21 protein-coding genes and 2 pseudogenes are annotated in these 24,911 nt (G+C 72.0%); 7 read left to right on the top strand and 16 right to left on the bottom strand.

Going from position 1 to position 24,911, the window contains the following annotated elements; all coding sequences use genetic code 11:
* Positions 1–60: 60 nt before the first annotated feature.
* From ACIGXP_RS13515 to ACIGXP_RS13485, 7 genes and pseudogenes are all read right to left on the bottom strand, one after another.
* Positions 61–954, bottom strand: coding sequence for a universal stress protein (locus ACIGXP_RS13515; protein ID WP_399767694.1), 894 nt, complete (start codon positions 952–954; stop codon positions 61–63).
* A gap of 111 nt (positions 955–1,065) precedes the next feature.
* Entirely contained in the window at positions 1,066–1,932 is an 867-nt protein-coding gene (locus ACIGXP_RS13510) for a winged helix-turn-helix transcriptional regulator (RefSeq protein WP_399767691.1), read from the bottom strand.
* Positions 1,933–2,023: 91 nt separating this feature from the next.
* Positions 2,024–4,771, bottom strand: coding sequence for an alkaline phosphatase family protein (locus ACIGXP_RS13505; protein WP_399767688.1), 2,748 nt, complete (start codon positions 4,769–4,771; stop codon positions 2,024–2,026).
* Between the two features lie 4 nt (positions 4,772–4,775).
* Positions 4,776–6,140, bottom strand: coding sequence for an ABC transporter permease (locus ACIGXP_RS13500; protein ID WP_399767686.1), 1,365 nt, complete (start codon positions 6,138–6,140; stop codon positions 4,776–4,778).
* On the bottom strand, positions 6,137–7,120 hold the full coding sequence (locus tag ACIGXP_RS13495; protein ID WP_399767683.1) for an ABC transporter ATP-binding protein: 984 nt from the start codon (positions 7,118–7,120) through the stop codon (positions 6,137–6,139). Before ACIGXP_RS13495 ends, ACIGXP_RS13500 begins: the two co-directional genes overlap by 4 nt.
* A gap of 244 nt (positions 7,121–7,364) precedes the next feature.
* Positions 7,365–7,899: pseudogene (locus ACIGXP_RS13490) on the bottom strand (asparaginase); the annotation flags it as partial.
* Positions 7,900–8,149: 250 nt separating this feature from the next.
* The gene (locus ACIGXP_RS13485) at positions 8,150–9,559 is read right to left on the bottom strand and encodes a hypothetical protein (protein WP_399767680.1); all 1,410 of its coding nucleotides are present in this window, start codon (positions 9,557–9,559) and stop codon (positions 8,150–8,152) included.
* Positions 9,560–9,839: 280 nt separating this feature from the next.
* Here ACIGXP_RS13485 and ACIGXP_RS13480 point away from each other — a divergent pair, with 280 nt between their 5' ends.
* Entirely contained in the window at positions 9,840–10,748 is a 909-nt protein-coding gene (locus ACIGXP_RS13480) for a hypothetical protein (protein ID WP_399767678.1), read from the top strand.
* Positions 10,749–10,794: 46 nt separating this feature from the next.
* Here ACIGXP_RS13480 and ACIGXP_RS13475 read toward each other — a convergent pair whose 3' ends face one another.
* A complete protein-coding gene (locus tag ACIGXP_RS13475) occupies positions 10,795–11,358 on the bottom strand; it encodes a hypothetical protein (protein WP_399767675.1) in 564 nt (187 codons plus the stop codon).
* 164 nt (positions 11,359–11,522) lie between these two features.
* On the opposite strand from ACIGXP_RS13475, the gene ACIGXP_RS13470 reads away from it, so the two are divergent.
* Complete coding sequence (locus ACIGXP_RS13470) at positions 11,523–12,536, top strand: alpha/beta hydrolase (protein WP_399767673.1); 1,014 nt, start codon at positions 11,523–11,525, stop codon at positions 12,534–12,536.
* A 273-nt stretch (positions 12,537–12,809) separates the two neighbouring features.
* Here the strand turns inward: ACIGXP_RS13470 and ACIGXP_RS13465 are convergent, their stop codons facing one another.
* The 4 genes from ACIGXP_RS13465 to ACIGXP_RS13450 all read right to left on the bottom strand — a co-directional run bounded on the left by ACIGXP_RS13465 (position 12,810) and on the right by ACIGXP_RS13450 (position 17,637).
* Complete coding sequence (locus ACIGXP_RS13465; protein WP_399767671.1) at positions 12,810–15,251, bottom strand: FUSC family protein; 2,442 nt, start codon at positions 15,249–15,251, stop codon at positions 12,810–12,812.
* 108 nt (positions 15,252–15,359) lie between these two features.
* Positions 15,360–16,217, bottom strand: a complete 858-nt coding sequence (locus ACIGXP_RS13460; protein ID WP_399767668.1) for a biotin-dependent carboxyltransferase family protein — start codon at positions 16,215–16,217, stop codon at positions 15,360–15,362.
* Positions 16,214–16,861 carry an allophanate hydrolase subunit 1 gene (locus ACIGXP_RS13455; protein WP_399767665.1) on the bottom strand — a complete coding sequence of 216 codons (648 nt, stop codon included), beginning with the start codon at positions 16,859–16,861 and terminating at the stop codon, positions 16,214–16,216. The genes ACIGXP_RS13460 and ACIGXP_RS13455 overlap by 4 nt, the downstream gene beginning before the upstream one ends.
* Before the next feature lie 26 nt (positions 16,862–16,887).
* Entirely contained in the window at positions 16,888–17,637 is a 750-nt protein-coding gene (locus ACIGXP_RS13450) for a LamB/YcsF family protein (RefSeq protein ID WP_399767662.1), read from the bottom strand.
* 170 nt (positions 17,638–17,807) lie between these two features.
* On the opposite strand from ACIGXP_RS13450, the gene ACIGXP_RS13445 reads away from it, so the two are divergent.
* The 3 genes from ACIGXP_RS13445 (at position 17,808) to pcp (ending at position 20,217) form a co-directional block, all read left to right on the top strand.
* Positions 17,808–18,527: a DUF969 domain-containing protein gene (locus tag ACIGXP_RS13445; protein ID WP_399767660.1), complete on the top strand. Its 720-nt coding sequence runs from the start codon at positions 17,808–17,810 to the stop codon at positions 18,525–18,527.
* Entirely contained in the window at positions 18,524–19,498 is a 975-nt protein-coding gene (locus ACIGXP_RS13440; protein WP_399767657.1) for a DUF979 domain-containing protein, read from the top strand. The genes ACIGXP_RS13445 and ACIGXP_RS13440 overlap by 4 nt, the downstream gene beginning before the upstream one ends.
* Before the next feature lie 68 nt (positions 19,499–19,566).
* On the top strand, positions 19,567–20,217 hold the full coding sequence (pcp, locus tag ACIGXP_RS13435; RefSeq protein WP_399767654.1) for a pyroglutamyl-peptidase I: 651 nt from the start codon (positions 19,567–19,569) through the stop codon (positions 20,215–20,217).
* Positions 20,218–20,486: 269 nt separating this feature from the next.
* Here pcp and ACIGXP_RS13430 read toward each other — a convergent pair whose 3' ends face one another.
* Both ACIGXP_RS13430 and ACIGXP_RS13425 read right to left on the bottom strand, forming a co-directional pair.
* On the bottom strand, positions 20,487–21,503 hold the full coding sequence (locus tag ACIGXP_RS13430; protein ID WP_399767652.1) for an NADPH:quinone reductase: 1,017 nt from the start codon (positions 21,501–21,503) through the stop codon (positions 20,487–20,489).
* Between the two features lie 96 nt (positions 21,504–21,599).
* Positions 21,600–22,487: an MBL fold metallo-hydrolase gene (locus tag ACIGXP_RS13425; RefSeq protein WP_399767649.1), complete on the bottom strand. Its 888-nt coding sequence runs from the start codon at positions 22,485–22,487 to the stop codon at positions 21,600–21,602.
* 264 nt (positions 22,488–22,751) lie between these two features.
* On the opposite strand from ACIGXP_RS13425, the pseudogene ACIGXP_RS13420 reads away from it, so the two are divergent.
* Together ACIGXP_RS13420 and ACIGXP_RS13415 are read left to right on the top strand one after the other, a co-directional pair.
* Positions 22,752–22,907: pseudogene (locus ACIGXP_RS13420) on the top strand (hypothetical protein); the annotation flags it as partial.
* A 125-nt stretch (positions 22,908–23,032) separates the two neighbouring features.
* Complete coding sequence (locus ACIGXP_RS13415) at positions 23,033–23,419, top strand: DUF2267 domain-containing protein (protein ID WP_399767646.1); 387 nt, start codon at positions 23,033–23,035, stop codon at positions 23,417–23,419.
* Positions 23,420–23,449: 30 nt separating this feature from the next.
* Here the strand turns inward: ACIGXP_RS13415 and ACIGXP_RS13410 are convergent, their stop codons facing one another.
* Positions 23,450–24,154 (bottom strand): dienelactone hydrolase family protein, encoded by a 705-nt coding sequence (locus ACIGXP_RS13410; protein WP_399767643.1) that lies wholly within the window; start codon positions 24,152–24,154, stop codon positions 23,450–23,452.
* A gap of 275 nt (positions 24,155–24,429) precedes the next feature.
* Positions 24,430–24,888, bottom strand: coding sequence for a PPOX class F420-dependent oxidoreductase (locus tag ACIGXP_RS13405; RefSeq protein ID WP_399768410.1), 459 nt, complete (start codon positions 24,886–24,888; stop codon positions 24,430–24,432).
* Positions 24,889–24,911: the final 23 nt, after the last annotated feature.

Here is a 24,911-nt window from a genome sequence, read left to right as displayed (position 1 = left end):
AGACGCTCCGGGTGAGGAGCCTGTTCGGCTGAGAGCGGGGCAGGCAGGGCATCGCGCCCTTCACTGCCGCTGGGGCACGACCGCGACCGGGCACTGGGCGTGGTGCAGCAGTGCATGGCTGACCCGGCCGATCTGGAGCCCGAAGTGACCCGTTCTGCGCTGTGCCCCGACGATCACGAGATCCGCGGCTGCCGACCGGTCCACGAGGATCTTCCCGGCCGGTCCCTCAAGCGTCGTCCGGCGCATCCGGACCTGCGGATGCTCGGCAATCGCGGCCTCGAGCCGAGCTTCGACAGCGGCGGGGGCGCCCTCCTCGGACGAGTCCGCGTCTTTGTCTGCCGGTGCGTCGGTCCGTGTCCGCTCACCGCTCCTGTCGTGGGCGGGCCTGCGCCAGGCGCGCACCACGTCCAGGACGCAGCCGCGCACCTCGGCCTCCCGGAAGGCGAAGCGCACGGCCTCCGCGCTCGTGTCGGCTTCGCCCAGGCCCAGCAGGATCCGCTCATGCGTACCCGCCAGGCCCGCCCGATCGCCCCGCACCACGATCACCGGGCAGTGCGCCCGGGCCGACACGGCCAGACCGACCGAGCCCAGCAGCAGTCCCTTGAGCCGGCCACGGCCACGCGAGCCCGTCACCAGCGCGAAGGCACCGTTGCCCGCGCGCACGAGGGCGTCCACGGCGTCGTCCGGAACGATGTCGGTGGTGACCTTCACATCCGGGTTGCGGCGCTCGGCGCGGTCGGCCGCGGACGCCACGATGTGCTCGGCCAGCGCCTGCTCGGAGGGACGCCCCGGGCCCACGGCCATGGCGGGGAGGCCGCCCTCGTAACGCTCCCACAGCGAGCCGTACACCAGCCTGAGCGGAACACCGTGGCGTACGGCTTCGTCCACACCCCAGTCGACCGCCGGCAGACATGAGTCGGAGCCGTCGACGCCCACCACCAGAGGAAGTGTCATGTTCCCCACCGCCTTTCATGGGGCCGCCGCGTCGTGCACCACACGGGCGTGGTCTTCACCGTCTCATTGTCGTGGCAGCAGTCGCCAGGGCGCTTCGGGAGCGGGCCTGGCTCAGGCTGTGCTGGTGCAGTCGGTGGCCAGGCGCAGGCTCTGGGTCACCGCGTGCGGGATGTCGACGACCGGGAAGAGTGTGTGCCGCACGGTGTGGTCGGCGTCGACGACGAGGATCAGTCGCTTGTGCCGCAGGCGACCCGCGGCACGGAACGTCGGCAGCCGCAAAGCGGCGGCCAGCTGGTGCCGGGCGTCGGAGAGGAGGTCGTACGGCAGCCCCTCGGCGCGCGCGAACTCGTCCTGTTCATGAGGGAGCTGGGTGCTGATGCCGCGCACCTCGACGCCCGACCGCCGGAACTGTGGCCAGGCGTCCCGGAAGAGCCGGTTCTCCAGTGTGCAGCCGGCGGCGCCGGGGATCGGCTCGGGCCACTCGACTCCTGTGCCGGGGTAGGTGAACAGTACGGTCGCGGCGGCGTCGGGGGCGACGAGCGGCAGGACGGCACCCCGCGTGCCCGGCAGCCGCAGGCCCTCGGGTATGCGGGTGCCGGGCAGGGCGTGGACTCGGGCGTGCTCGGCGCTGTCCTGCGTGGTCGTCCCCGTGAGGCTGCCGTCGCCCAGCACCCAGCGGTCGCCCCAGTCCTGCATGGCGACGAGCAGCGGCAACAGCGCGACTCCCGCGTCCGTGAGCAGGTACTCGTGACGTACCGGCCGACGCTGGTAGACGCTTCGGTGCAGGACGCCCTGGGCGACGAGCCGGCCGAGCCGCTCGGTGAGGACCTTGCGGGACAGGCCGATCTCCGTGGCGAGCGCGTCGAAACGGACGTGTCCGCGAGCGACTTCCCGCAGCACCAGCACGTTCCACCAGTCCCCCAGGACCAGGGCGGCCTGGGCGATGCCACAGGTCTCGTCAGCGTCGCGCATCCTCATGCCCCCATAGTAGGTTCCCTTTCGGGACTCACCGCAGACCCCTGGCGGGCGGTGGCCTGCCAGGGGTCTGCGACGGGGTGGCCGGTCTGCGTCAGCCGTCGGACTCCGACGACGGGATGTAGGCACCCGGCACGTCGTTCGGTGCGTGGATCCTCTTCTCGCCGGGGTACGGCTTGGTCCAGTTGTGCGTCTGGTACCACGTGAGGTGGTTCATCTGCGCCGGGTTGGCGAAGTCGGGTATGGCGTGCGGGCCGGTCAGGTGCTGCTTCGACTTCCAGGCGTCCCACTCGGCCGCGAGCTCCCGCTTGTCCGCCGGCACCTTGGCCGACGGCACGGCCGCCGCGCTCGGGTTCTGCGGCGCGGGGGTGTCCACGCCGCAGGAGGGCGGGGTCTTCAGGCCGTCGGTCAGCGAGGTCCGGTTGGGCAGCGCGGTGAACGGCGTGTAGTCCGGGTGCCGGGTGAAGGCGCGGGTCATCGGGGTGGCCGCGCTGTCCTTCTGGTTCATCGGGTGGATCCCGAGGATCTGCTCGATGGTACGGATCGCCGTGATCTGCGAGTAGTAGTGACTGTCGACCGTGCCGCGCCGGGCCCAGGGGCTGATGATCTGGATCGGGGCCCGGTGACCGTCGACGTGGTCGAGGCCGGCCTGGGAGTCGTCCTCGACGACGAAGATCGCCGAGTCCTTCCAGTACGGGCTGTGGGAGATCTCGTCGACCATCCTGCCGACCGCCAGGTCGTTGTCCGCCACCTGGGCCGCCGGGCTCGCCGGACCACCGGTGTGGTCGTTCGAGAGCCAGAACATGTTCAGGTTCGCCGGCCCGTTCTTCTCGAAGTCCTGCTTCCAGATCTCGTACTTGTAGATGTCCGGGACGTCGAGGTCGAACATCGGGAAACCGGGCACGGACACGTCGTTGAGTGACGGGATCGCCGAGCCCGTCTGTATGGGATAGGCGGTGGACTGGCCGGTCGCGTCCATGTTCTTGGCGTCGCAGTACAGGTTCTGCCAGGTCGCACCGGACGGCTTGCTCTCGATCGACTGGAACTCGCCGAAGTCCCGTACCGTCTTCCCGGCCGCCTGCGCACCCGTCCAGATGAAGCCCGACCTCTGGTGGCCCAGGGCGTCGTTCTCGGTGTCGTAGCTGCGCGCGTACTCACCCGCCGAGGACTCGGTGTACTCCGGGTCGTCGGCCTGCATCAGCCAGTTGTGGCCCTCGGCGGAGTTGGTGCCGATGTCGTACGTGTTGTCGTACAGGCCGAACTGCCGGGCCAGCTCGTGCTGGTTCGGCGTCACGTTCTCGCCGAACTGCGTCACCGACGGGTCGCCGTTGCCTTCGGGCATGTCGCCGTAGACCTGGTCGTAGGTCCGGTTCTCCTTGACGATCAGGAAGACGTGCTTGATCGTCGAGGGGTCGCCCAGCCGCGCCGGGACCGGTACCGGGCGGGTGTGGCCCTTGCCCTTGGCCAGCTGGACCGAGCCGGGGGTCCAGCCGTTCTGCCGGAACACCTTGACCGTCTCGGACCTGATGACGCTGTCGTCCGGCAGCGTGAAGCGCTGCACGCTCGACGTGGTGTCGTGGGTGCCGCGCCCGGCGGGGTTGTTGGGGCGGCGGGCGTCGATACCCCGGGTGTTGGAGACCAGCACCTGATCGCCGACGGCCGTGATCTCCGCGGGGAAGTAGTCCGTCGGGAGCAGGCCGACGAAACGCACCGGCTCCAGGGGGCTCTCGTACCGGTAGACGGCGACCGCGTTGGCGCGGCCGAGCGTCACCAGGAGGCGGCCGTCCTCGGTGAGCGTCACCGCATTGGGCTCGTAGCCCACCGACGCCTCCGGCCACGGCTGGGTGGAGATGGTCTGTACGACCTTGTCCCGGGCGGTGTCGATGACCGACACGTCGTTGCTGGCCGTGTTGGTGACGAACACGGACCTGCCCTTGGCGTACAGGGCGGTCGGGTGCAGACCGACGTCGATGCTCGCGGGGGTGGCGGCCGGGTTCGCCAGGTCGATGACGCTGACCGTGCCGGTGGTGGTGGCACCGGTCTTCGGGTCGGCCGGCACCTGGGTGCCGTACGAGTTCATGGTCGTGTCGCCGGACTGTGCCGGGCGGCCGCCCTCGTTGCTGACGTAGAGCTTGCCGTCGGCCAGGACCATGTCGCGCGGGGCGTTGCCCACGGGCCAGCTCTGTTCGATGGCGCCGGTCGCCGCGTCGATGGCGACCACCCGGTTCTGGCCGTTGACCGCGGCGTACACGGTGGAACCGTCGGACGAGAACACGGCCTGACCGACCAGGGCGTGCTTGGATCCGTCCGCCGGGATCCTGACCGGCACGGGGTTGGCGACCGTGCCGTCCGGGTTGACCGTGAACCTGGTGTAGCCGTCGGTCTGACTCAGCCACAGCTGCTTGCCGTCGGGCGAGTACGTCGGGCCTTCCTGGCCCACGGAGTTGCTGCTGAGCCGCGGGGTCGACGACGCGGCGGCGCCGACGACCTGCTGCACCTGCCAGTTCTGCACGTCCACGACGGCCAGTGCGCTGCCGCCGTCGGTGACCGCGGCGGCGAGGTGGGTGCCGTCCGGGCTGACCGAGGACGACATGATCTTGCCGTTGTTCAGGACGAGGCGGTCGCCGTACGGGGCGATGTACTGGTCGCTGGAGATGACCTGGCCCCGGTCGGTCATCTGGCCGACCTGATCGGTGCCGAACTGGCAGGTCTGGGCGTAACCGATGCCGGCGGTGACGGCGAGGACGACCGCGGTGGCGCCGGCCGTGAGGGTGCCCCGACGACCGATGCGTCTGCCGGGAACCGACCTCTCGGCGGGTCGGCGGTTGCGGGTTACCTGCATGAAGTCATCCCTTCGAGGTACGGAGAAGCCCGACGTTGCCGTCGAACTGCCAAAGCGGGTTCGGTGCGTCCCCGACGGGGGTCCGCACCAGGAAGTAGCCGTTCACTTCCTTCGGTCCGTCGCCGTCGGCCGTGAACCGACCGTCCGAGGTGACGTCGAGCTGGTAGACGGCCGTCCCGGTGGCCTCGACGCCGGGAAGGTGCCAGGAGACGACGCAGCGCCAGTCGTTGCCGGGCCCCTCGGCGGCGACCCTGACGCTGCCCTTGTCGCACGTCGCCGTGGCCTTCAGCTGCGCTTCGGTGACGGCAGGACGGTTGAGCTGCTCGGTCTGCATGCGGTAGAGGTGGGCGAACTCCGTGGCGAGCGAACGCTGCACCTTGTCCTGCGAGATCCCGGAGCCGGTGGCCCCGGTCGTCGCCGCGACCACGGCGACGGTCGCGGCGGTCAGCCCGGCGAGCGGCAGAAGTCCGGCGGTGACAGCGCGGCGTCCCGAGCCGTCGTCGGTCAGGTTGGTGAAGTCGCGCCGCAGGAAGAGGAGATACGCGAGCACGGTGGCGGTCCCGGCCCACACCAGGCTGACCATGATGCCGGTCATGAGCGGACCCAGCTGTGCGGGGCTGGTGAACAGACCGTTCCAGGCGATGAACGCCCAGCTGGGCAGGGCGAGTCGTACGGCGACGGGCAGCGGCAGCATCTGGGCGAGCTGCAGCACGAGCGCGACGACCGCCGGCAGCAGCAGTCCCATCGGGGATCGTCCCATTACCACGGACCCGAGAAGGCCGATCCCGGCGAGTGCCAGGGTGGGTGCGAGGACGCAGGCCCAGGCGAGCAGCACCTTGCCGGCGGCGTCCCCCGGGGCCAGCAGGTGGCCGTCGAGGCCGACGAGTGGCCGGTTGCCGACCGCCATGAGCCCACCGGCCGTACTGGAAACGGCCAGCCCGACCACGAGCAGCAGGATCACGGTGAGGCTCGCCAGGGTCTTCGCGGCGAAGATCCGTCGCGGCGACCGGACCGCCACCAGCAGGTGGCGCCAGGTGCCCAGCCGGTCCTCGGAGGCGAACACATCACCGGCGACCACGGAGGTCAGCAGCGGGAGCGCCCAGGTGCCCGAGAAGCCGAGGATCACCAGGGGGCCGGCCCACCCCGTGGCGAGCATCCAGCGGCCGAAGAGCGTGTCGGAGGGGAGGGTGCTCTGCTGACTCACCCCGGCGACAAAGAGCGCCGGTGCGATCCAGCAGGCCGGCACCAGGAGCCGGATTCGCCATTGCGAGACGAGCTTGACCAGTTCGAAGCGGTAGCCGCGGGCCACCGAGACTCGTCCGGCGCCGGCGGTGGGGTCGGTGGCCACGGCGGTTGTGGTCGCGGTCATCGGCCGGCCCTCCGCGGCTGGTCGGTCTCCTGTGGCCGGGCCCCGGGGTCCCGCTGCTCGGTCAGGGCCAGGAAGGCGGCCTCCAGCGGGGAGACCTCGGGGGCGAGTTCACGCACGGCGACGCCCGACTGCACGAGACGTACGACCAGTTCGTCGAGGGCGGGCACCAGTGCGTGTACGACGAGTGCGTCGCGTCCCTGGCGCCCTCCCGTGCCGTCCGCCACGTGGATCCCGGGCGTCTCGGCGGCCAGCCGACGGGCTGCCTGTGCGTCGGAGGTGACCAGGCGGTAGTCGAGTTCACGGTTCTCTGCGGCCAGCTTGCCCAGCGGGCCGGAGAAGACGACCCGTCCGGTGGCGAGGATGGTGACCTCGGAGCACAGCGCCTCCAGGTCGTCCATGCGGTGACTCGACAGCACGACACTGGTCCCTTCCGCCGCAAGCCTGCTCAGCACACCGTGGACGTGTTTCTTGCCGGCGGGGTCGAGGCCGTTGGACGGCTCGTCCAGCACGAGGACCCGAGGCCTGGTGAGCAACGCCGCGCCGAGGCCGAGGCGTTGACGCATGCCCAGGGAGAATCCGCGGACCCGGTCGTCGGCGACCTCGGTCAGCCCGACCTGGTCGAGCACCGCGTCGATGCCTGCCGCGCGCGTGTCCTGGCCGTGCAGAGCGGCCAGCGCGGCGAGATTCTGCCGGGCGGTGAGCGAGGGATACAGGCCCGGACCGTCCACGAACCCGGCGACACCGTCGGGAGCGGCGAACGTCCGGCCCACCGGCGTACCGAGGATCTCCAGTTGACCGCCGTCGGCCACGGCCAGGCCGAGCAGAAGCCCGAGGAGTGTCGTCTTGCCGGCGCCGTTCGGTCCGACCAGGCCGTGGATCTGTCCCTGCGCCACATCCAGATCGATGCCGTCGAGTGCGACGACATCACCGAAACACTTGGTGATCCCGCGCGCCCGGACCGCGAGGAATGAGTCGTCCATGAGCCCCTTCTTTCCGAAACCTCAAGGAGGCTAGGGAGAGCACACAACACTCACAGGGATTCCCGGTTGAACGCTCAGAGAACGGAAGACAACAGCCGTTTGGCATGCCAATAGACGGCAAATCCATTCATGGGCAGTCAAGTTGATGACACATCAGCTGCGCGGGGCGGGGCGAATGCCGCATAACGGCTGGGCTCGGGTCCCGCCGTCATCGACCTTGAGGGCCAGGGAGCGGGCGTCGGGCAGCGCGCATGGCGTCGGGGACCCGCCGTTCGGGCGTTCCGGGCGCGGCGAGGACGTACGAGCGGAAGGCACGGGCGAGCCCGGTCAGGCTGATCGCCATCAGCGGGGCCCCGCAGCCGTCCACACCGACAGCGGTCACCGGTTCGCCGGCCGCCTCCTCCACCACCACCGTGCGGATGAGCAGGTGCAGCGGATGGTCCGGGTCACGGTAGGACTCCAGCGGCCGGCCCCGCAGCGCGGCGGCGGCCGGCATCGCCGTGTGTTTGCCGGAGCAGTTCATGGCCACGGGGTCGCGCCGGCCGCCCGCTGTCAGCCGAGGCCGGCCCGCAGCACGCCGCGGCCTGCATCGGTTTGTTGGCGGACCGCGGGAAGACGGGGGACGTCATGTCACCGACGGCCCGCTCCACCGAACCGTCCGCGGCGAGCAGCACCGCACTTCCCCGGTGGCGCCCTTCGACGAACCCGGAGCGGACGACCTCGGCGAGGACCGGGTTGCAGGGTTCCCCCGAGGTGGTGGCTGTGGCGGGCTGAGGCATCGGCAGATCACCATCCGGGGGACATCGGCTCGCGTCACGGTACCCACGGGCCGGTCACGGTGCCGCGGGCGAACTCAGCCGTTCGTGCACAGCTTTGCGCGCCGCTGCGGAGGTGGTAGCGGTCGCGGGTCGCCGTCGACGCAGTGGAAGGTGGTGTCGGCGAGCGTGAACGATGGACGCCTCGGTGCGGCGAGGCGGGGCCGCCCGAGGCGGGCGACCCCGTCCGTGTGTGCGCCGCGGCCGTCGAGGCTCAGTTCAGTGTGAGCGCCGCGGAGTCGTTGCGGCTGTCCGGGTCGAACGCCGGCCGGTGCGAGTGGGACGGATCCGGACCCCAGACCACCTGGACGCCTCCCTTGGCATGGGTGACCACTTTGTCGACCCGGAGCGTCAGGGTGAATCCGGTGACCTTCCCCTTCGGCAGGACCAAGTCCGGCGGGCCGCAGACGTACGGGCCGTGAGCCTCGGCCGTCGGATTGTTCACCTGCCATGGAGAGCAGTTGGCCGAGTGGCCGACCGCGGTGGTACCGGCCGGGAGCGTCACCCGGACGGTGGGCACTCCTTCACCGCCGCTGCGGTCGTACAGGGTCGCCGGACCGTTCGCGGTCAGGCGGAAGGCGAAGGTCGCGTTCTTGCCCTGCCCGGCTTGTGCGCGGGCGCCGGTGACACCGAAGTCGGCGGTGTTGCGGGCCTTGAGGGAGGCGATCCGGTAGGCGGTGACCTCGCCCGTCTGCGGCAGGGAGACGGAACCCGCCGGAGCCGAGGACCGGCGGCCCGCCTTGATCACCTTGAGTCCGAGCGTGGTGCCCTTGCCCCACGTCCACTTGATGCCCTGATCGTCCGGCCAGCCCGGCCGGCCGAGGGGCGCGGTGAGGGTGTCGAGGTAGGTGTACAGCGCCGCGGAGTTCACGTGCAGCCGCACCGGTGCGGCCAGGGCCGCCGTCTCTCCGATGCCGATCGCGCCCTTGGGGTAGCACTCCGCGAAGTGGATGGTGCCGTTGGACCCGTACTTGCAGTTGGCGTAGTGGTCGGCGAAGTCGAGGCCGGGTGAGGCGGCCAGGACCGTCTGGACGCCCTTGGCGGGACGGTTGCCCACGTTGCTGAACCGGACCGGTTCGGACACGGTGCTGCCGACCTTCAGGTCGGTGTGGTCGGTCAGGTTGTCCAGGCCGAAGGAGGGGCCGCCCACCTCGACCTTGCCGGTGCCGCCCACGATCTGCGCGTGCGCGGACCGCCCGGTGACCTTGTACGTGCCCACCGCACCGAGCGCGGCGCCCTTGAGCGGGGTCAGGGTCAGCCCGGTCATGGCGCCCATGTGCGTGGTGGGAGAGGAGTCGGACTCGAACTCGTCCGAGCAGGTGGCAACCAGGCCCTCGGCCGTGCAGTTGTGCGAGAACGTCACCTTGGCAATCTTCGACAGGCCCCGGGCGTCCACGGTCAGGGTGGCGTCGTCCGCCCGGAGGTTCTTCGCCGTGGTCTGGAATTCGAAGTGCACGTCCGCGGTGGCAGGCGCGGCCGGAAGGGCAATCGGCGCGGGGGTGTCCAGGGTGATCACCGGCCGGCCGGTGACGGCACCGGCCGGGGCGGCGCCCAGCAGTGCCGCGGCCAGGCCCGCGGCGGACATGAACACCGCGGCCGTACCGGTGAGGGATCTTCGTCTCATCAACGTCCTTCGGTCGCACGGAGCTTCACACGCAGGGACTGCGCGATCAGCTGGACCCTAGCCCCTGGGCACCCCTCGCTCACCACCGGTGTCGCCGCTCACCGTGTTACGCCCCTGTGACACCGAACGGACGGTTCGAGGATCACGGCCTGTCAGGCTGGGCTTCATACAGAGCGGCAGGCGGTCGCGTGGCCTTCAGCGACCAGGACGACGCCGGAGCGGCTCTGGCGTGGCTTCACCCAACGACCTGACCTGTCGACGTTCCTGGGGGAACTCCGTCATGACCACCCGTACCCGCACCATGACCGCCGCCATCGCCGTGGCCGCGGCCGTCACCGGCTCGGCGCTGCTGGGCGCCTCGGGCGCCGCCTCGGCCGCCACCAGCGCCTCGCACGGCACCCTGACCATCAGCAACGGCACCAAGTACGTGCTGATCGGCGGCCACACGGTGAACTTCGGCGTCCCCGTCCGGGACCTCGCCTGGTCCCCGGACGGCAAGAAGGCCGCCTTCGTCGACGGCTCCGGCAACCTGGACATCGCCAACCCCGACGGCAGCGGGCGCGTCGTCGTGGCCAAGAACCCCGGAAACCAGAACTGGTCGCACCCGACCTGGCAGGTGACCGCGAAGGACACCCAGAACGGCATCCCCGCCAAGAACAACCTCATCTTCGCGGCGCGCGCGAACAATGTCTCCCGGCTGAAGGTCATCTCCGCCAAGGCCGTCCACGGCACGCCCAAGACGCTGTCCCTGTACGGCGAGCCGGGTCCGGGCGGTGCGCTTCCGCAGACCGGCAACGTCTGGCCGAACGCGGCCGGCCACTACGGCACCTCGGTGTACGCCAACGACCACACCGGCGCCGTCTACATCCGGGACGACTACCTCCGCCAGCAGGGCAGCAAGCTCACCAAGGGCTCCCAGCCGGCCCTGTCCCCGAACGAGGAGGAGGTCGTCTTCGTACGCTCCGTCGCCGGCCACGACCACGTACTCGTCGAGGACTTCACGCACGGCAACCACATCAAGGACCTCACGCCGCACGCCACGACCGACTACACCGAGCCGGCCTGGTCGCCCGACGGCAAGACCCTCGCGGTGCGCACCCCGTCCGGCACGGTGACGCTGCCGGCCGACGGCACGGGTCACCCGGCCAAGGTCACCTCGACGGTCGGGCTGGCGGCGTACCGCCCCTGACCCGGGCCGACGGAACGGGCCGGGCACTTCCGGGGCGAGGTACGGGTCACTTCGCGGTCCGGGCGAGTTCGGCCCGCAGTTCGTCCAGGTGTGCGTCGGCCGTGTCGTGCGGCAGGTACTCGACGACGTCGAGGAACCGGAAGAGCACCCGGCTTCCGGTGACGGCGTACTCGTACTCGCCGAAGCCCACCACCGCGCCCATGTCGCCCCGGACGGCGCCCCGCACCACATGAGAGGTCATGTCGTCCGGCTCCGCCGCGGACATGCCGCGCCGGGCGTTGGGCCGGGCCAGATAGGGGCACACCATCGAGGCGTACAGCATGCACGCACGGTGCCCCGGTCCTTCGAGGGTCGGTGCCAGATTGCGGTAGGGCCGACCGGCGGCCAGCGCCGTCCCGATCGCCGCGCTCTCCTCGGCGCCCACCACACGCCACACCGGCCCCTGTGGCATGCCCTGGTTGCACACCGAGCACAGACGCTTCCTCGCGCACACGGCGCTGCGCTCGTAGTCGGTCAGCGCGAACTGGGGCTCCTCCCCTTCCCAGGGAGTGATCGCCGGCACGGGATACCCACGAGCGTCACGGGGTCGCGCCTCGACCGCTGCCGGCATGGGAACACTCTCGAATCGCACAGGCCATGCCTACCAGGCCCGACGGCTCCCGGCCAAGGCCACGGGGAGACGACCGCCGGGGGACGGACGGACGGCCCGTACCCGGCGTGGTCGGCCCCTGCCCGGCAGGTGGTTGGCTACACCGTATGAACCTCGCGGATGACATGCCGTCACCGAAAGCCGGACGTGCCTCGACAGGGTGGCACGCGCCGCCGTTCGCTCCCGAACTGGCCGCCGGGCTCAGCGGTTTGGCGGAGGGGGCCCGGGAACCGCTCACCTGGCAGAACCTGGCGGAACGGCAGGAGCGGGATGCCGTGGCCCGGCCCAGACCGACGGTCCGGGAGCTGCGGGCCGAGGGCCGTTTCGAGGTGGAGGAGCTCTGTGTGCCGGGGCCGCCGGGCGGGCCGGAGGTCACGCTCGTGAGCGGACGGCCCGCCGGGATCGCGGGACCGCTGCCGCTGCTCTACTACATGCACGGCGGCGGAATGATCACGGGCAACGCCTGGTCCGTCCTTCCGCGACTGCTCCGTGAGTGGGCGCTGCCCCTGGAACTGGCCGTCGTCTCCGTCAAGTACCGGCTGGCCCCCGGGGCCCAGTACCCCGCGGCGCTGGACGACTGTCGCGCCGGACTCGCCTGGGTGGCTGCGCATGCGGCCGGACTCGGCATCGACGCCGAGCGTGTCGTCGTAGGGGGCAAGAGCGCCGGCGGCGGACTGGCCGCGGCACTCGCCCTGCTCGCCCGCGACCGGGGCGGGCCCCCGCTGATCGGGCAACTGCTGCTGTACCCCATGCTCGACGACCGCAACGACACGTTCTCCAGTCACCAGATGGCCGGTATCGACCTCTGGGACCGCACCTCCAACGCCACGGCGTGGCAGGCGGCGCTGGGCGGCCGATACGGCGCCGCGGACCTGCCGCCCTACGCCGCTCCCGCGCGTGCCACGGATCTGTCCGGGCTGCCCCCGGCCTACATCGAGGTGGGGTCGGCGGAGACCTTGAGGGACGAGGACGTCGGCTATGCGCAGGCGATCTGGCGGGCCGGAGGCCAAGCCGAGTTGCACGTGTGGCCCGGTGCCTTCCACGGCTTCGACACCTTCGCACCGGGGGCGGCCCTCAGCCAGGACGCCCGCGACGCCCGTACCCGCTGGCTTCGGCGGATCCTCACCCAGACGCGATGACTCCGTGAGTGACCGGGCCGCGTGCCGTCGGAGCGCCGGTCAGGGCCGTCGCCAGGGCTCCGGCCGACGTGCCGCCCAGCCACGCGGGTGGCCGTACGCCGGCACGGTGGCCGCTTCGGCGGTGGCCCTCTCCGCCCTTGTCCCCGGAGTGCTGCTCGCAGACCGGCCGCGCGGTGCCATGTCCGGGAACGGTGTTCGACGCCGCGCGGCCGGGCCCGCGCCGCGGGTCGAACGGTTCCGGTGCCGTCCCGGCCCGCCGGTGGGGCGGCGCTGTCACGGCGCCTCGGGGCTGCCTCGTGGGATCCGTCTCAGGTCGGTCATCAGCGAGTCCAGCCACGACACGGTCGCGTAGTAGAGGCGCGGCGCGCCGGGCGGCTCGCCGCCGGGTCCTTCGAGGACCGGATCGACCAGCGGGATCCGGCCGGTAGGGGTGTCCGCTCCGGGATCCAGGGCCGCCGACACCAGCAGCATCCGCCCGGCCACCCGCTCCCCCAGCCCGCTGACGCACCCGGCCGCCGCGGGGCCCAGTCCGGTGAGCGGAGGTGTCAGCAGCCGGTCGGCCCCCCACAGGGTGTGGTGACCGGCCATCAGCGTGGCCTGCCAGTCCACGGTGCGCAGCCCGGACCGGCGCGGCGCGCCGCCGAAGGGCGTCGGCTCGCTCAGGAACTGCGCGTACGCGGACTCGGCGAGGATGATCGCGCGCTGCAGCGACCGGTGACCGGGCACGCCCGAGGACGCGGCCACCGCCCCGCCGGCCGCCACCGCGGCGCCGGTCGCCACCACGATCTCGGCTGCGCGGCGCAGCAGTTCCGCCGCGGCGTGGCGCAGCTCGTCATGGGCGCCGCGCGGCCAGGCCAGCAGTCCGAAGACGGCTCCGATCACGCTGCCGACCAGCACGTCCAGCATCCTGACCTCCGCCAGTCGCCAGGTCGGCGGGGCCAACTGCGCGAAGACCAGCGCCACGAGCACGGTGAAGAGGCCCTGCGCCCAGCCGACACCCTTGACCGGACCGACCGTGAAGGCGAACAGCATCCACACGGGCAGTACGACGGCGTAGACGAGGGTGTCGGTCCCGGCCAGGCTCAGTACGCCGGCCGTGACGAGTGCTCCCGCGAGGGTGCCCGTGAGTGCCAGTCGGATGGTGTGCCAGGTCTCGTCCATGGTGGTGCGGGTGAGGGTGAGCGTGGCGAGCGTGGCCCAGAAACCGTGGGGCAGCGTGTCCACCCCCGCCACGAGGCGGGCGGCGGTCAGGGCCAGGGCGATACGGACCGCGTTCTGGAAGAACACCGACCGGCGCCCGGCATGACCCCGCACCCGGTGCCACCACAGCATCGGCGCCCAGGTTCTGGCGTACCAGAAGCGGCCGTGCGGGATCCCCATCGGGGTGTGTCTGCCGTGGACCGACAGATCGGCCGCCGTGGCCATGGCGAGCGCGGCGTCGGCGATCTCCAGGACGGCGGCGTGCCGACGCAGCACGGCAGCCGAGAATTCCGGTACGCGAGCGGTTCCGGGTGCGCACTTCCTGGCGAGGGGCGGGCCTGCGGACGCGGAACCCCCGGCGGGGGGCGGGCCTGCGGACGGGGAATCCCCGGCGGGAGCCGGGCAAACGGATGCCGACTCGCCGACAGGGGTCGGGCAGGCGGACCCGGGCTCCCCGGCAGGGGCTGCGCAAGTAGACGCGGACTCCCCAGTGGGAGCCGGCCCGGGGGACGCCGGACCCGCGGTGGCGGCCGGCCCGGTGGCCGGGGAACCCCCGATGGGCGGGGAACCCCCGATGGCCGGGGAATCCGCGGTGGGAATAGGGCCCGCGGACACCGCCGACAGCTGGGCCCGCGTCCTGACCAGGTCCTCGTACGCCGCGATCGGCGACGCCCCGGCGCGCAGGCAGGTCGCGGTCGCCGTGGCCAGTCGTGCCACGGCCCGCAGTACGGCGGTCACCTCGCGGCCCGGTTGCCCGCCCGGCGCGGCGGGCAGCTGGACCAGTCGGCTGAGGAGGGTGCGCGTGGCGAGGCCGGTGTGGGCGAGGGCACGGTCGCGTACTCCTGGTCCGGCCGGGCGTTCCGCCTCCGGCACGGTCAGGGACCGCAGTGACCTGCCGGTCTCCCAGGCTGCCCGGATGTCCGGACCGGTCAGGGCGTACGGCGGTGCCGCGAGGAGGGTCGCGCAGTGTGCGGCGGTGCGCGCGGCGTGGGTGGCCCGTGCCCGGTAGGACGGCGGGCTGGGCTCGGGAAGGATCAGTGCCTCGGCGGCGACCAGCAGGGCCAGTCCGGTGGTGGTACCGATCAGGCGCTCGGCGAGCGTGCCGGGGGCGTACGGAGGGAACGACGGCAGGATGTAGAGGAGTTGCAGGCCTGGCGCCGCTCCTGCCGGGCGCGGGCCGCCCACGGCGGCGAATGCCAGCGTGAAGCCGACCGCCAGCATGCCGACGACGGCGCTCCAGGTCCGCACCGACAGACAGGTGCCGACGACGACCAGCAGCCAGCACACCGGAAGCAGCCGCAGCACGGTCGCGGCTCGCTGCCGGCCGGTGCCCGGGATCTTGGCGAGTCCGCCCAGGGCCACGGCCGCGAACAGGGCGTACGTGGCCGCCACGGGACGATCGAGGCCGTAGCGGAAGAGGTTGAAACCGGCCGCGGCGACCAGCGTCACGCGTACCGCCCGGCGGCCCGGGGCGGCGTAGACCGCCGGAATCCGACGGGCTGGGACTCGACCCACTCCTCCAGAATCGCCCACCGCCGATCGCCCGGCACGCCGCCGGCGGGCTCGGTGTCGGAGGGCTCGGTGTCGGAGGGCGAACCCCGGCGAACCCGCCCTGCCGAGGCGTCACCCCAGGGTGAAGCGGATCGGGGTGCCCGCCGCGGCCTGGGCGGCCGCCGCCAGGGCTGTCTCGGCGACGACGCCGATCACCGGGTAGCCGCCGGTCGTCGGGTGGTCGTGCAGGAACACCACCGGGCGCCCGTCCGGGGGCACCTGCACGGCGCCGAGCACCATGCCCTCGCTCGGCAGCTCACCGGCCGACACCCGCTCCAGCGACGGTCCCTCGGTGCGCAGGCCGATGCGGTTGCTGTGCTGCGACACGCGGTACGTCGCCGAGGTGAGGGTGTGCAGCGCGGCGGGTGAGAACCAGTCGGTGCGGGGGCCGAAGCGCAGCGGCAGGGTCAGTTCGGTGGGCGGAGCCGGCCACGGAGCGCTGTCGGGCAGCGCCGGCTGTGGGGCGGGAGTGCCCAGCGGGAGGACGTCCCCGTCGCGCAGGGGCGCCGGGCCGAGCCCGGACAGCAGGTCCGTCGCGCGGCTGCCGAGGACGGGCTCGACGGCGATGCCGCCGGCGACGGCCACGTAGGAGCGCACGCCGGCCGTCACGCCGCGCACGTTCAGGACGGCGCCCGCGGGCACCCGTACGGGCAGTCCCCAGGCGACCGGCCGGCCGTCGACCGTCACCGGGCACGGCGCGCCGCCGACCACGACGGTCACGCCGCGGTCGGGGCGCAGGGCACAGCCGGTCAGGGTGGTCTCCAGGACGGCGGCGTCGGGGGCGTTGCCGAGGAGCCGGTTGGCCAGCCTCATGGCGGGGGCGTCCAGGGCGCCGGAGCGGGGCACGCCCAGGTGCGCATGGCCGCGCCGGCCGCGGTCCTGGACGGTGGTGAGGGCGCCGGAGCGTACGACGGCGAGCTTGACGGTCATGGTGTGCCGCCCTCGGCCACGAACCGCACCCGGGTCCCCGGCGTGAGAAGTGCCGGTTCCTCCCGGGTGAGGTCCCACAGCGGGGTCGGGTCCGGCATGGTCCCGATCAGCTGCCAGCCGCCGGGGGTGGCGCGCGGGTACACGGCGCTGTAGGGGCCGGCGAGCGCGACCGCGCCGGCCGGGACCCGGGTGCGGGGTGTGTCGCGGCGGGGCACGTGCAGCGCGGCGGGCAGGCCCGTGAGGTAACCGAAGCCGGGGGCGAATCCGCAGAAGGCGACGCGGTAGGTGTACGAGGTGTGCCGGGTGGCGACCTCGTCGGCGCCGACGCCCCACAGGGCGGCGACGCGGGCCAGGTCCGGGCCGTCGTAGCGCACGGGTATCTCCACCACCGCCCCGTCGTCGGCCGCGTGGGCGGGCAGGTCCCAGTCGGTGATCCGGCGGGCCAGTTCCTCCGGGTCGGTGACACCGTCCAGGAGCACGGTCCGCGCGCCCGGCACGATCTCCTCGACCGGTGGCAGGGTTCCCGCGGCACGCCGTCGCAGGAGTTCGGTGTGGAAGGCTCCGGTGCGCTCGGCGTCGGGCAGTTCGACGAGCAGGGCGTGCCGCCCGGCGGGGCGCACTTCGACGGACCGGCTCTCGGTCATGCGCCCCTCATCGGACCGGCTCTCGGTCATGCGAATGCCCTTACCTCGACTCCGGCCGCGTCGAGTGCGTCCCGGACCCGCGCGGCGATCCTGGCGGCGCCCGGGGTGTCGCCGTGGACGCACAGGGAGCGGGCGGCCACCGGGACGGTCGTACCGTCGACGGCTGCTACGGCCCGGTCCACCGCGAACGCCAGCGCGCGCCGGACCACCGCGTCCTCGTCGGTCACCACAGCGCCCGGCTCGCGGCGTGGCACGAGGGTGCCCGCGGGGGTGTAGGCGCGGTCCGCGAAGGCCTCCGGTACGGCGGTGAGGCCCGCCTCCTCGGCGGCGGCGAGCAGCCGTGACCCGGGCAGGCCGAGCACCGGCACCCCGCCCGCCAGGCGCACGCCGGCCACCACGGCCGCGGCCTGCTCGGCGTCGTGCACGGTGCGGTTGTAGAGCGCGCCGTGCGGCTTGACGTAGGCGACCTCGGTCCCGGCGGCCTCCGCGAAGACCCGCAGCGCCCCGATCTGGTAGGCGATCTCGGCCGCCAGCTCGTCGCCGGGCACGTCCATGGCGCGGCGGCCGAAGCCGGCCAGGTCACGGTAGGAGACCTGGGCCCCGATCCGGACGCCGCGTTCGGCGGCGAGGCCGCAGACGCGGCGCATCACCGAGGGGTCGCCGGCGTGGAAGCCGCAGGCGACGTTGGCGCTGGTCACGACGGAGAGCAGGGCGTCGTCGTCGGTGAGGGTCCAGCGGCCGAAGCCTTCACCGAGGTCTGCGTTGAGGTCGATCACACCTTCAACGTAGGCGATTGTTGAACGATCCGACAAGGGATTGATTTTCCGTGTCCGACCCCTTGTTCGATCGTTGAACGATCCCCTAGGGTCCCGGGCATCCTCACGGATTCGGACCCCCGGATCCGCGCCGCTCGGGCGTCCCGCCCGCTCACGCCAAAGGCAACCGCATGATCGTTCTCCTCGGCGTGGTCGTGGTGATCCTCGGATTCGTCACGCGCCGCAATCCCGTCCTCGTGGTCGGTGTCGCCGGTGTCTTCACCGGACTGATCGGCGGGATGAACCCGCTGGAGGTCCTCGCGGCCTTCGGCCGGTCCTTCGCCGACAGCCGCTCGGTCACCGTCTTCGCCGTCGTCCTCCCCGTGATCGGCCTCCTGGAGCGCTACGGCCTGCGCGAGCAGGCCCGCAATCTGATCGGACGGCTCGGCAGCCTCAGCGCCGGCCGGTTCCTCACCGTCTACCTCCTGATCCGTCAGATCACCGCGGCGCTCGGCCTCACCAGCATGTGCGGTCCCGCACAGACGGTACGGCCGCTGGTCGCGCCCATGGCCGAGGCCGCCGCCGAGCGCACGGCCGGCACGGCGCTGCCCGAGCGCGTGCGCGAGAAGGTGCGTTCCTACGCCGCGTCCTCGGACACCGTGGGCCTCTTCTTCGGCGAGGACTGCTTCATCGCGATCGGCTCGATCCTCCTGATCACCGGCTTCGTCAACTCGACGTACCACCAGAATCTCGAACCGACCCAGCTGGCCCTGTGGGCGATACCGCTCGCCGTCTGCGCCTTCCTCGTCCACGGTGCCCGGCTGCTGCTCCTGGACCGGCAGCTGCAGCGGGAGATGGCGCTCGCCGCCGCCGAACACGACGTGCCGCTTCCGAAGGAGAACAGCAAGTGATCAAGGTCGAGTGGCTCTACTGGCTGGTGGGTCTCGTCTTCGTCGTCATGGCCGTGCAGATGGCCGCAGACCGCAGCAACCCCAAGCGGTGGACGTCCGCCGCCTTCTGGGGCCTGCTCGGGCTCACCTTCCCCTACGGCACCGGCGTCGCCAACGCCACCGCGAAGAACGGCGGCTGGACGCTGCCCGCCGAACCGCTCGGCGTCGCGGTGCTCGCCCTCATCGTGCTCGCCGGTTTCAACTTCCTGGGCAGGGGCGCTCCAGCCACCAGCCCCACCGAGGAGCGCGAGGCCTCCGCCGCCCGGCTCGGCAGCAAGATCTTCATCCCCGCCCTGACGATCCCGCTCGTCGCCATCGTCTGCGCCTCCGTCCTCGACACGTCCGGTCTCTTCGAGACGGGCAAGGCCACCCTCCTCGGGCTCGGCGTCGGCTGTCTCGTCGCCCTCGTCGTCGGGATGCTGGTCACCGGTGAGCGGAAGCTGTCCGTGCCGCTGCACTCCGGGCGCTCCATGCTGGAGGCGATGGGGGCCGCCCTGCTGCTGCCCCAGCTCCTCGCCGTACTCGGCTCGATCTTCGCACTGGCCGGGGTCGGTACCCAGGTCGGCAAGATCGTGCACGACGTCCTGCCGGACAACGCGAAGTACCTCGCCGTGCTCGCGTACTGCGTCGGCATGTTCCTGTTCACCGTGATCATGGGCAACGCGTTCGCCGCGTTCCCCGTGATGACCGCGGCGATCGGCTGGCCCGTCCTCATCGGGCAGATGCACGGCAATCCGCCGGCCGTGCTGGCGGTCGGCATGCTGGCCGGATTCTCCGGAACGCTGTGTACGCCCATGGCCGCCAACTTCAACATCGTCCCGGCCACCCTGCTGGAACTGAAGGACCAGTACGGGCCCATCAAGGCACAGATCCCGACGGCTCTCCCGCTCCTGGCCTGCTCCACCGTGATCATGGCGCTGTTCGCTTTCTGAGCGGACGGATGCCCCTCGTGCAGACCGACGCCCTCGGTGCAGACCGACGCCCTCGTGAAAGAAGTGCCATGGCCCACGTGCTCATCACCGGCTTCGCCCCCTTCGACGGCCAGCAGGTCAACCCCTCCTGGCAGGCCGCCTCGCTGGTGGCCGCCGAGGCTCCGGCCGGGCTCACGGTCACCGCCACCGAACTCCCCTGCGTCTTCGGCGAGTCCATCGCCACCCTGCGCGACGCCATCCGTGTCTCCCGCCCCGACCTGATCCTGTGTCTGGGTCAGGCGGGCGGCCGCCCCGGCGTCACCGTCGAACGCGTCGCCATCAACCTCGACGACGCCCGCATCCCCGACAACGCCGGCAACCAGCCCATCGACGAGCCCGTCGTCCCGGGCGGCCCCGCCGCCTACTTCTCCACCCTTCCGGTGAAGGCCTGCGTCGCCGCGCTGCGTGCCGCCGGTGTGCCGGCCGCCGTCTCCCACACGGCCGGCACATTCGTCTGCAACCACGTCGCGTACGGCCTCGGTCACCTCATCGCCACCGAATTCCCGCACGCCCGGGGCGGTTTCGCGCATGTCCCCTGGGCGCCGGAACAGGTCGTCGACGGCACCGCCCCGGCCCTGGAGCCCACCACGGTCGCCCGCGGACTGTCCGCCCTGCTGCTGGCCGCCGCCCGCACCCCCGAGGGCCACGACCTGAAGGTCACCGAGGGAGCCACCCACTGATGCCGCTCACCGCATACGCGGCCGGCTTCACCCGGCTCGCCCTCGCCGGCATGCTGCAACCCGCCCTGCGCTCCGGCGCACCCTGCCCGGTGCTGGAGGTGCCCGAGGTGGGGGTGGTCTCCTGCACGGGCTCGACGGCGGCCGGACGCACGTTGCGCGGGGGGAACCCCGACCGGCGCCGCCCCGGCCGGCCGGCGGCCGTGATCGTGGAAGGCCCGCACGGGATCTTCATCCGTCCGGTGCGGCCGACCGGTGCGTCTCGTGTTCGGCTAGCGCGTGGACGTCGCCGCGTTGCGACTCGTGGCCGTGACGTCCGTCCGCAGGACCGCGCGTCGACCCCGCAGCTCGCCCCTCTCCATCCGGGCGTGTACGTCGGCTGCCGCGCTCAGCGGGAACACCTCGGTGCTCCTCGGGCGCAGAGCACCCTGGCCGAACAGGCCGTTGATGTATGAGGCGGCTGCGGCGAGTTCGTCGGGTGTCGCGTGCGAGATCACGAAACCCATGACGGTGCGGTCGTTCACGTACAGCGCCCTGGCGGGCAGTACGGGGCGGGTTCGGATGCCGGCCAGGAGCACCACGCGGCCCCTGAGGGCGAGGAGTTCGACCGTGGTCTCCAGGTCGTTGACACCCGCCGTGTCCAGGTACAGATCGAGCCCCGCCGGCGCCGCCCTGCGGATCCTCTCGGTCAGTTCCGGATCCCGGTAGTCGAACACCTCGGCCGCGCCCAGCTCCGCGCAGTACTCTGCGTCCCGGGCACCGGCCGTGGCCAGCACACGGGCGCCGGCCCGTACCGCCATGGTGACCAGTGCGCTGCCGACATTGCCCGCGGCGCCGGCCACCAGCACGGTCTCCCCCACGCTGAGCCGCCCGTGGACGAACAGCGCCAGATACGCGGTCGCCGCCGGATGGACCACCGCAACCGCATCGTACGGATCGGTTCCCTCGGGCAGGTGGTAGAGCCGATCGGCCGCCACCACCGCCTGCTCCGCCGCCGCGCCCTGCCGTCCTCCGTGCCCGAGGCTGTTGCACCACACCCGGTCCCCTGCACGGAAACCGGTGGCGCCGGGGCCCGCCTCGGCCACCGTGCCGACCAGGTCACGGCCCACGACGAAGGGGAAGACCACCTGTGTGGGGAACAGCCCCGACCGTACGAAGGTGTCCACCGGGTTGACCGTGGTGGCGAGGACGTCCACCAGTACGTCGGTGGGACCCGGCCGGGGCGCCGCGATCTCGCCGTACCGGATGACGTCCGCGGTCCCCAGCTCATCAATGTACGCAGCACGCATGGCATCGCATGCTTCCACCCGCGCCCCCGGAATCGGCTCAGGAAGCAAGGGACACAGCGCCGGGCAACCCGCACGGACCCGTCCGGCAGTCGCCCGTCACCAGCGCACTGCGGTGAAGTCGACGGGCCGGGGCCGCAGTTCCCGGGTACGTGCTGTCAGCCGGCGCAGTCGTCGGGCCATCTCGTCGGCAGGGAGGCGGCGGCGGTCGCCGTGGCCGGGCAACAGCCACTCGAAGCGCAGGCCGCCGGTGGTCCGGGCCAAGGAGGCGGCCAGCTCACCGATGGAGTACCAGGTGACGCTCTCCACCACCTCGATGTCCCCCGTGCTGCGCGACCAGTAGAAGCTGTCGCCGCTGAAGCAGTACCGCTCGTCTGCGACGAAGAGCACGCTGCCACGGGTGTGGCCGGGCAGGGGGTGGGCGATCACGCCCTCGGCGATCTCGGCCGGGTCGGTGCCCCGAAGCACCCGGTCGGCGTCCGGGGCGGCATCGAGGTCTCCCTCGTGGATCCAGAGCCGGGCACCGAAGCGGTCGGCGTAGCTGCGCCCGTGCGCGGCGTGGTCGCGATGGGTGAGCAGGACGTCGGTGACGGGGCCCAGCGCCTCGTAGCGCGCGGCCAGCGTGCTGCTCCAGCGCGGCGTGTCCACCATCATCGCGGTGCCGCCGGGGCGGCGTAACAGGTAGGAGTTGGCTCCCGCGGTCCGCCTGGAGTTGTGTCCGCACAGGTACACGGTGTCGTCCAGGGCCATCGGGAAGGGGTCCAGCGCTGCGTCCAGCCGCCCGCCCGGGGGATGCACCGACCGGGTCTGGCAGGCATGTGCGGCGGCATGCAGCTGCAGCACCTCGGTCCGGTCACGCGGCTGGCGCAGCACCGCCGCGCGACCGTCGACCTCACCGATCAGGCCGGGGGCGAGCTGCCGTGCGACATCGCAGTTCGTGCATCGTCCGTCCACATACCAGCCGTCCTCGAACCGTTCCTCGCCCATGGTGGATTCCTCCCGCGTCGTCGCCGTCCGGCCCGGCTTCTCACTCTCCAGGGGTATCCGGGCCGCACGGAGAAAGGAAGAGGGGCCAGATCTTGAACTTGCGGTATGGCGCTGCTCTGAGTGATGGTGCGTCGCCCGCACAAGACATCCCAAAAGGGCCGAAAAGCTGATGTGTCTCACCTCACCGTCCGGAACCGGAAACTGAAGAAGGCGATCGAGGGCTACTGGAAGGGCCGCGTCACCGCCGACGCCCTCCGGACCACCGCCGCCGAACTGCTCCGCACCGGCCTGCGGGCGGTCCCGGCCGAACGGCTGTGGGTCAACCCCGACTGCGGCTCGAAGACACGCAGCCGGCCGGAGACCCGCGCCTCCCTGGAGAACCTGGTGGCCGCCGTCCGCGCGGTCCGAGCGGAGCTGTAGCCGCAGCGGTCCGGGACGCTCCCTGTTGATCGTCACAGGTGATGCTGTCGGGGATGTCGGAGTGCGCGGCAGACTGGAAGGAAGCGGCTCGCCGTGATGGCGTGCGACGACATTGGGAGGCCGCCGTGCGATTGGAAGAGTTCCTGGCCCAAGTCCGTGATCGCGGGGAGTACCGCAGCCGGGAGGAGGCCGAGCAGGTCTGCGAGGCGGTGCTGTGGGTGCTCGCGACCCGGATCTCTCCGGAAGAAGCCGACGAACTGGCGGCACGATTGCCCGCGCCCCTGGACGAGGCCCTGCATCTGGACCGGGGGCGTCCGGAGTCGTTCGACTGTGACGAGTTCCTGCGGCGCGTGTCCGTGCAGACCGGCGCCCGGCCGCGCACCGCGGAGTGGGACGCGGACGCCGTGCTGTCCACGGTCGCCGACGCGGTCCCGGACCTGCAGCTCGACCACCTCCTGTCCCAGCTGCCGGCCCGCTACGCCGAGTACTTCGGCAGGCCGGAGCCGGGCTGACGGGCGAGCTGATGCGTGGGACCGGGGTGGTCACTCGTCCGTCTGCGGGGCCGCCCTGGACGCTCCGGGCTCCCCTGGCTCCCGCGGGGTGCGGCGCAGCTGGTCGTCGCACCACTGCCTGGCCGTCTCGGCGACCTGTTCCAGGGTGCCGGGTTCGCCGAACAGGTGCGTCGCCCCCGGAACGACTGTCAGGGAATGCGGTGCCCGCAATCGCCGGGCCGCTTCCTCGTTCAGCTCCTGCACCTGCTCGTCCAGGCCTCCGACGATCAGCAGCACCGGGGCCCGCACCTGTTCCAGGGCGCCGGCCGCCAGATCGGGACGGCCGCCCCGGGACACGACGGTCAGTACCCGGTCCGGCCGCTCGGCCGCGGCGACCAGTGCCGCGGCGGCACCGGTGCTGGCGCCGAACAGGACGACCGGAAGGCCGCGGGTGTCGGGCTGCGTGTCCAGCCAGTCGATCGCCGCCACGAGGCGCCGACCGAGGAGGGGAATGTCGAAGCGGTGCTCGCCGGTCAGCGCGTCGTGCCGCTCCTCCCGTTCGCTGAGCAGATCCATCAGCAGCGTGCCGAACCCGGCGGTGCGCAGCTCGGCGGCCACCATCCGGTTGCGCGGACTGTGCCGGGAGCTGCCACTGCCGTGTGCGAAGAGCACCACGGCCCGCGCCGCCGTCGGGACGACGAGGTCACCGGAGAGCGTGGCGTCGCTGGTGGGTACGAGAACCATGTCGGAGATCATCGGCATCACTTCTTCCACGCCTGCCGATCCGGCGGATCGCGACGACCCGCATGTCCCCCACCGCGTACCACCATATCGGCCGGCACCTCCTCGTGCCGGGTCGGAGGCGCATGAGGACTGCGGGGGGACCGCCGGGACGCGATCAGCCAGGAGTCAGCCGTGACACCCAGTGACCGTCAGGCCGGTGAGGTGACCGCCCGCCCGAGGTGCGCGCCGGCGGACCCGCCGGCCCGGAAAGGGACCGTACGAAGTCGGCTGCTCCGAATGAAGAGGCGTCAGCCGTTGATGTCCAGGGCCGTCCCGTAGAGCTGCTCCACCCGCAGGCGGATCACGATCCGGCGCTCGGCGACCTGCTGCTGGAGGAAGGCGTCCGTGTCCTCCGGTTTCGCGGCGGGCGGGATCATCGCGAGCAGTTCCCGACCGACCGCGTCGCCGGGCACCGTGGTGATCTCGGAGACCTCGGCAGTGCCCTCGGCGACAGCGAACGACCATACGTCGCCGCCCTGCACATGCAGGGCCGCCCGTGGGTTGCGGCGCAGATGTTTCGCCTTCACGCGGTCGGCCGTCGTGGACAGCCGCACGATGCGGGCCTCGGGGTCCCAGGTGTAGAGCATGGTGGTCAGGTGAGGATGACCACTCTGCTTCACCGTGGCGAGGGTGCCGAACTGCTGCTTGGCGAGCAGCTCCGAGAGGGCGTCGTCGGACAGGGGTCGGGGCGCGGGTCCTTGGGTCATGTCGTGATCAACTCCCGCCGACG

Origin of the sequence: Streptomyces sp. NPDC053069 (genome assembly GCF_044546895.1) — a bacterium.
Lineage (GTDB): Bacteria > Actinomycetota > Actinomycetes > Streptomycetales > Streptomycetaceae > Streptomyces.
The sequence above is the reverse complement of the archived record's forward strand: the minus strand, read 5'-3'. Positions and strand labels throughout refer to the sequence as shown.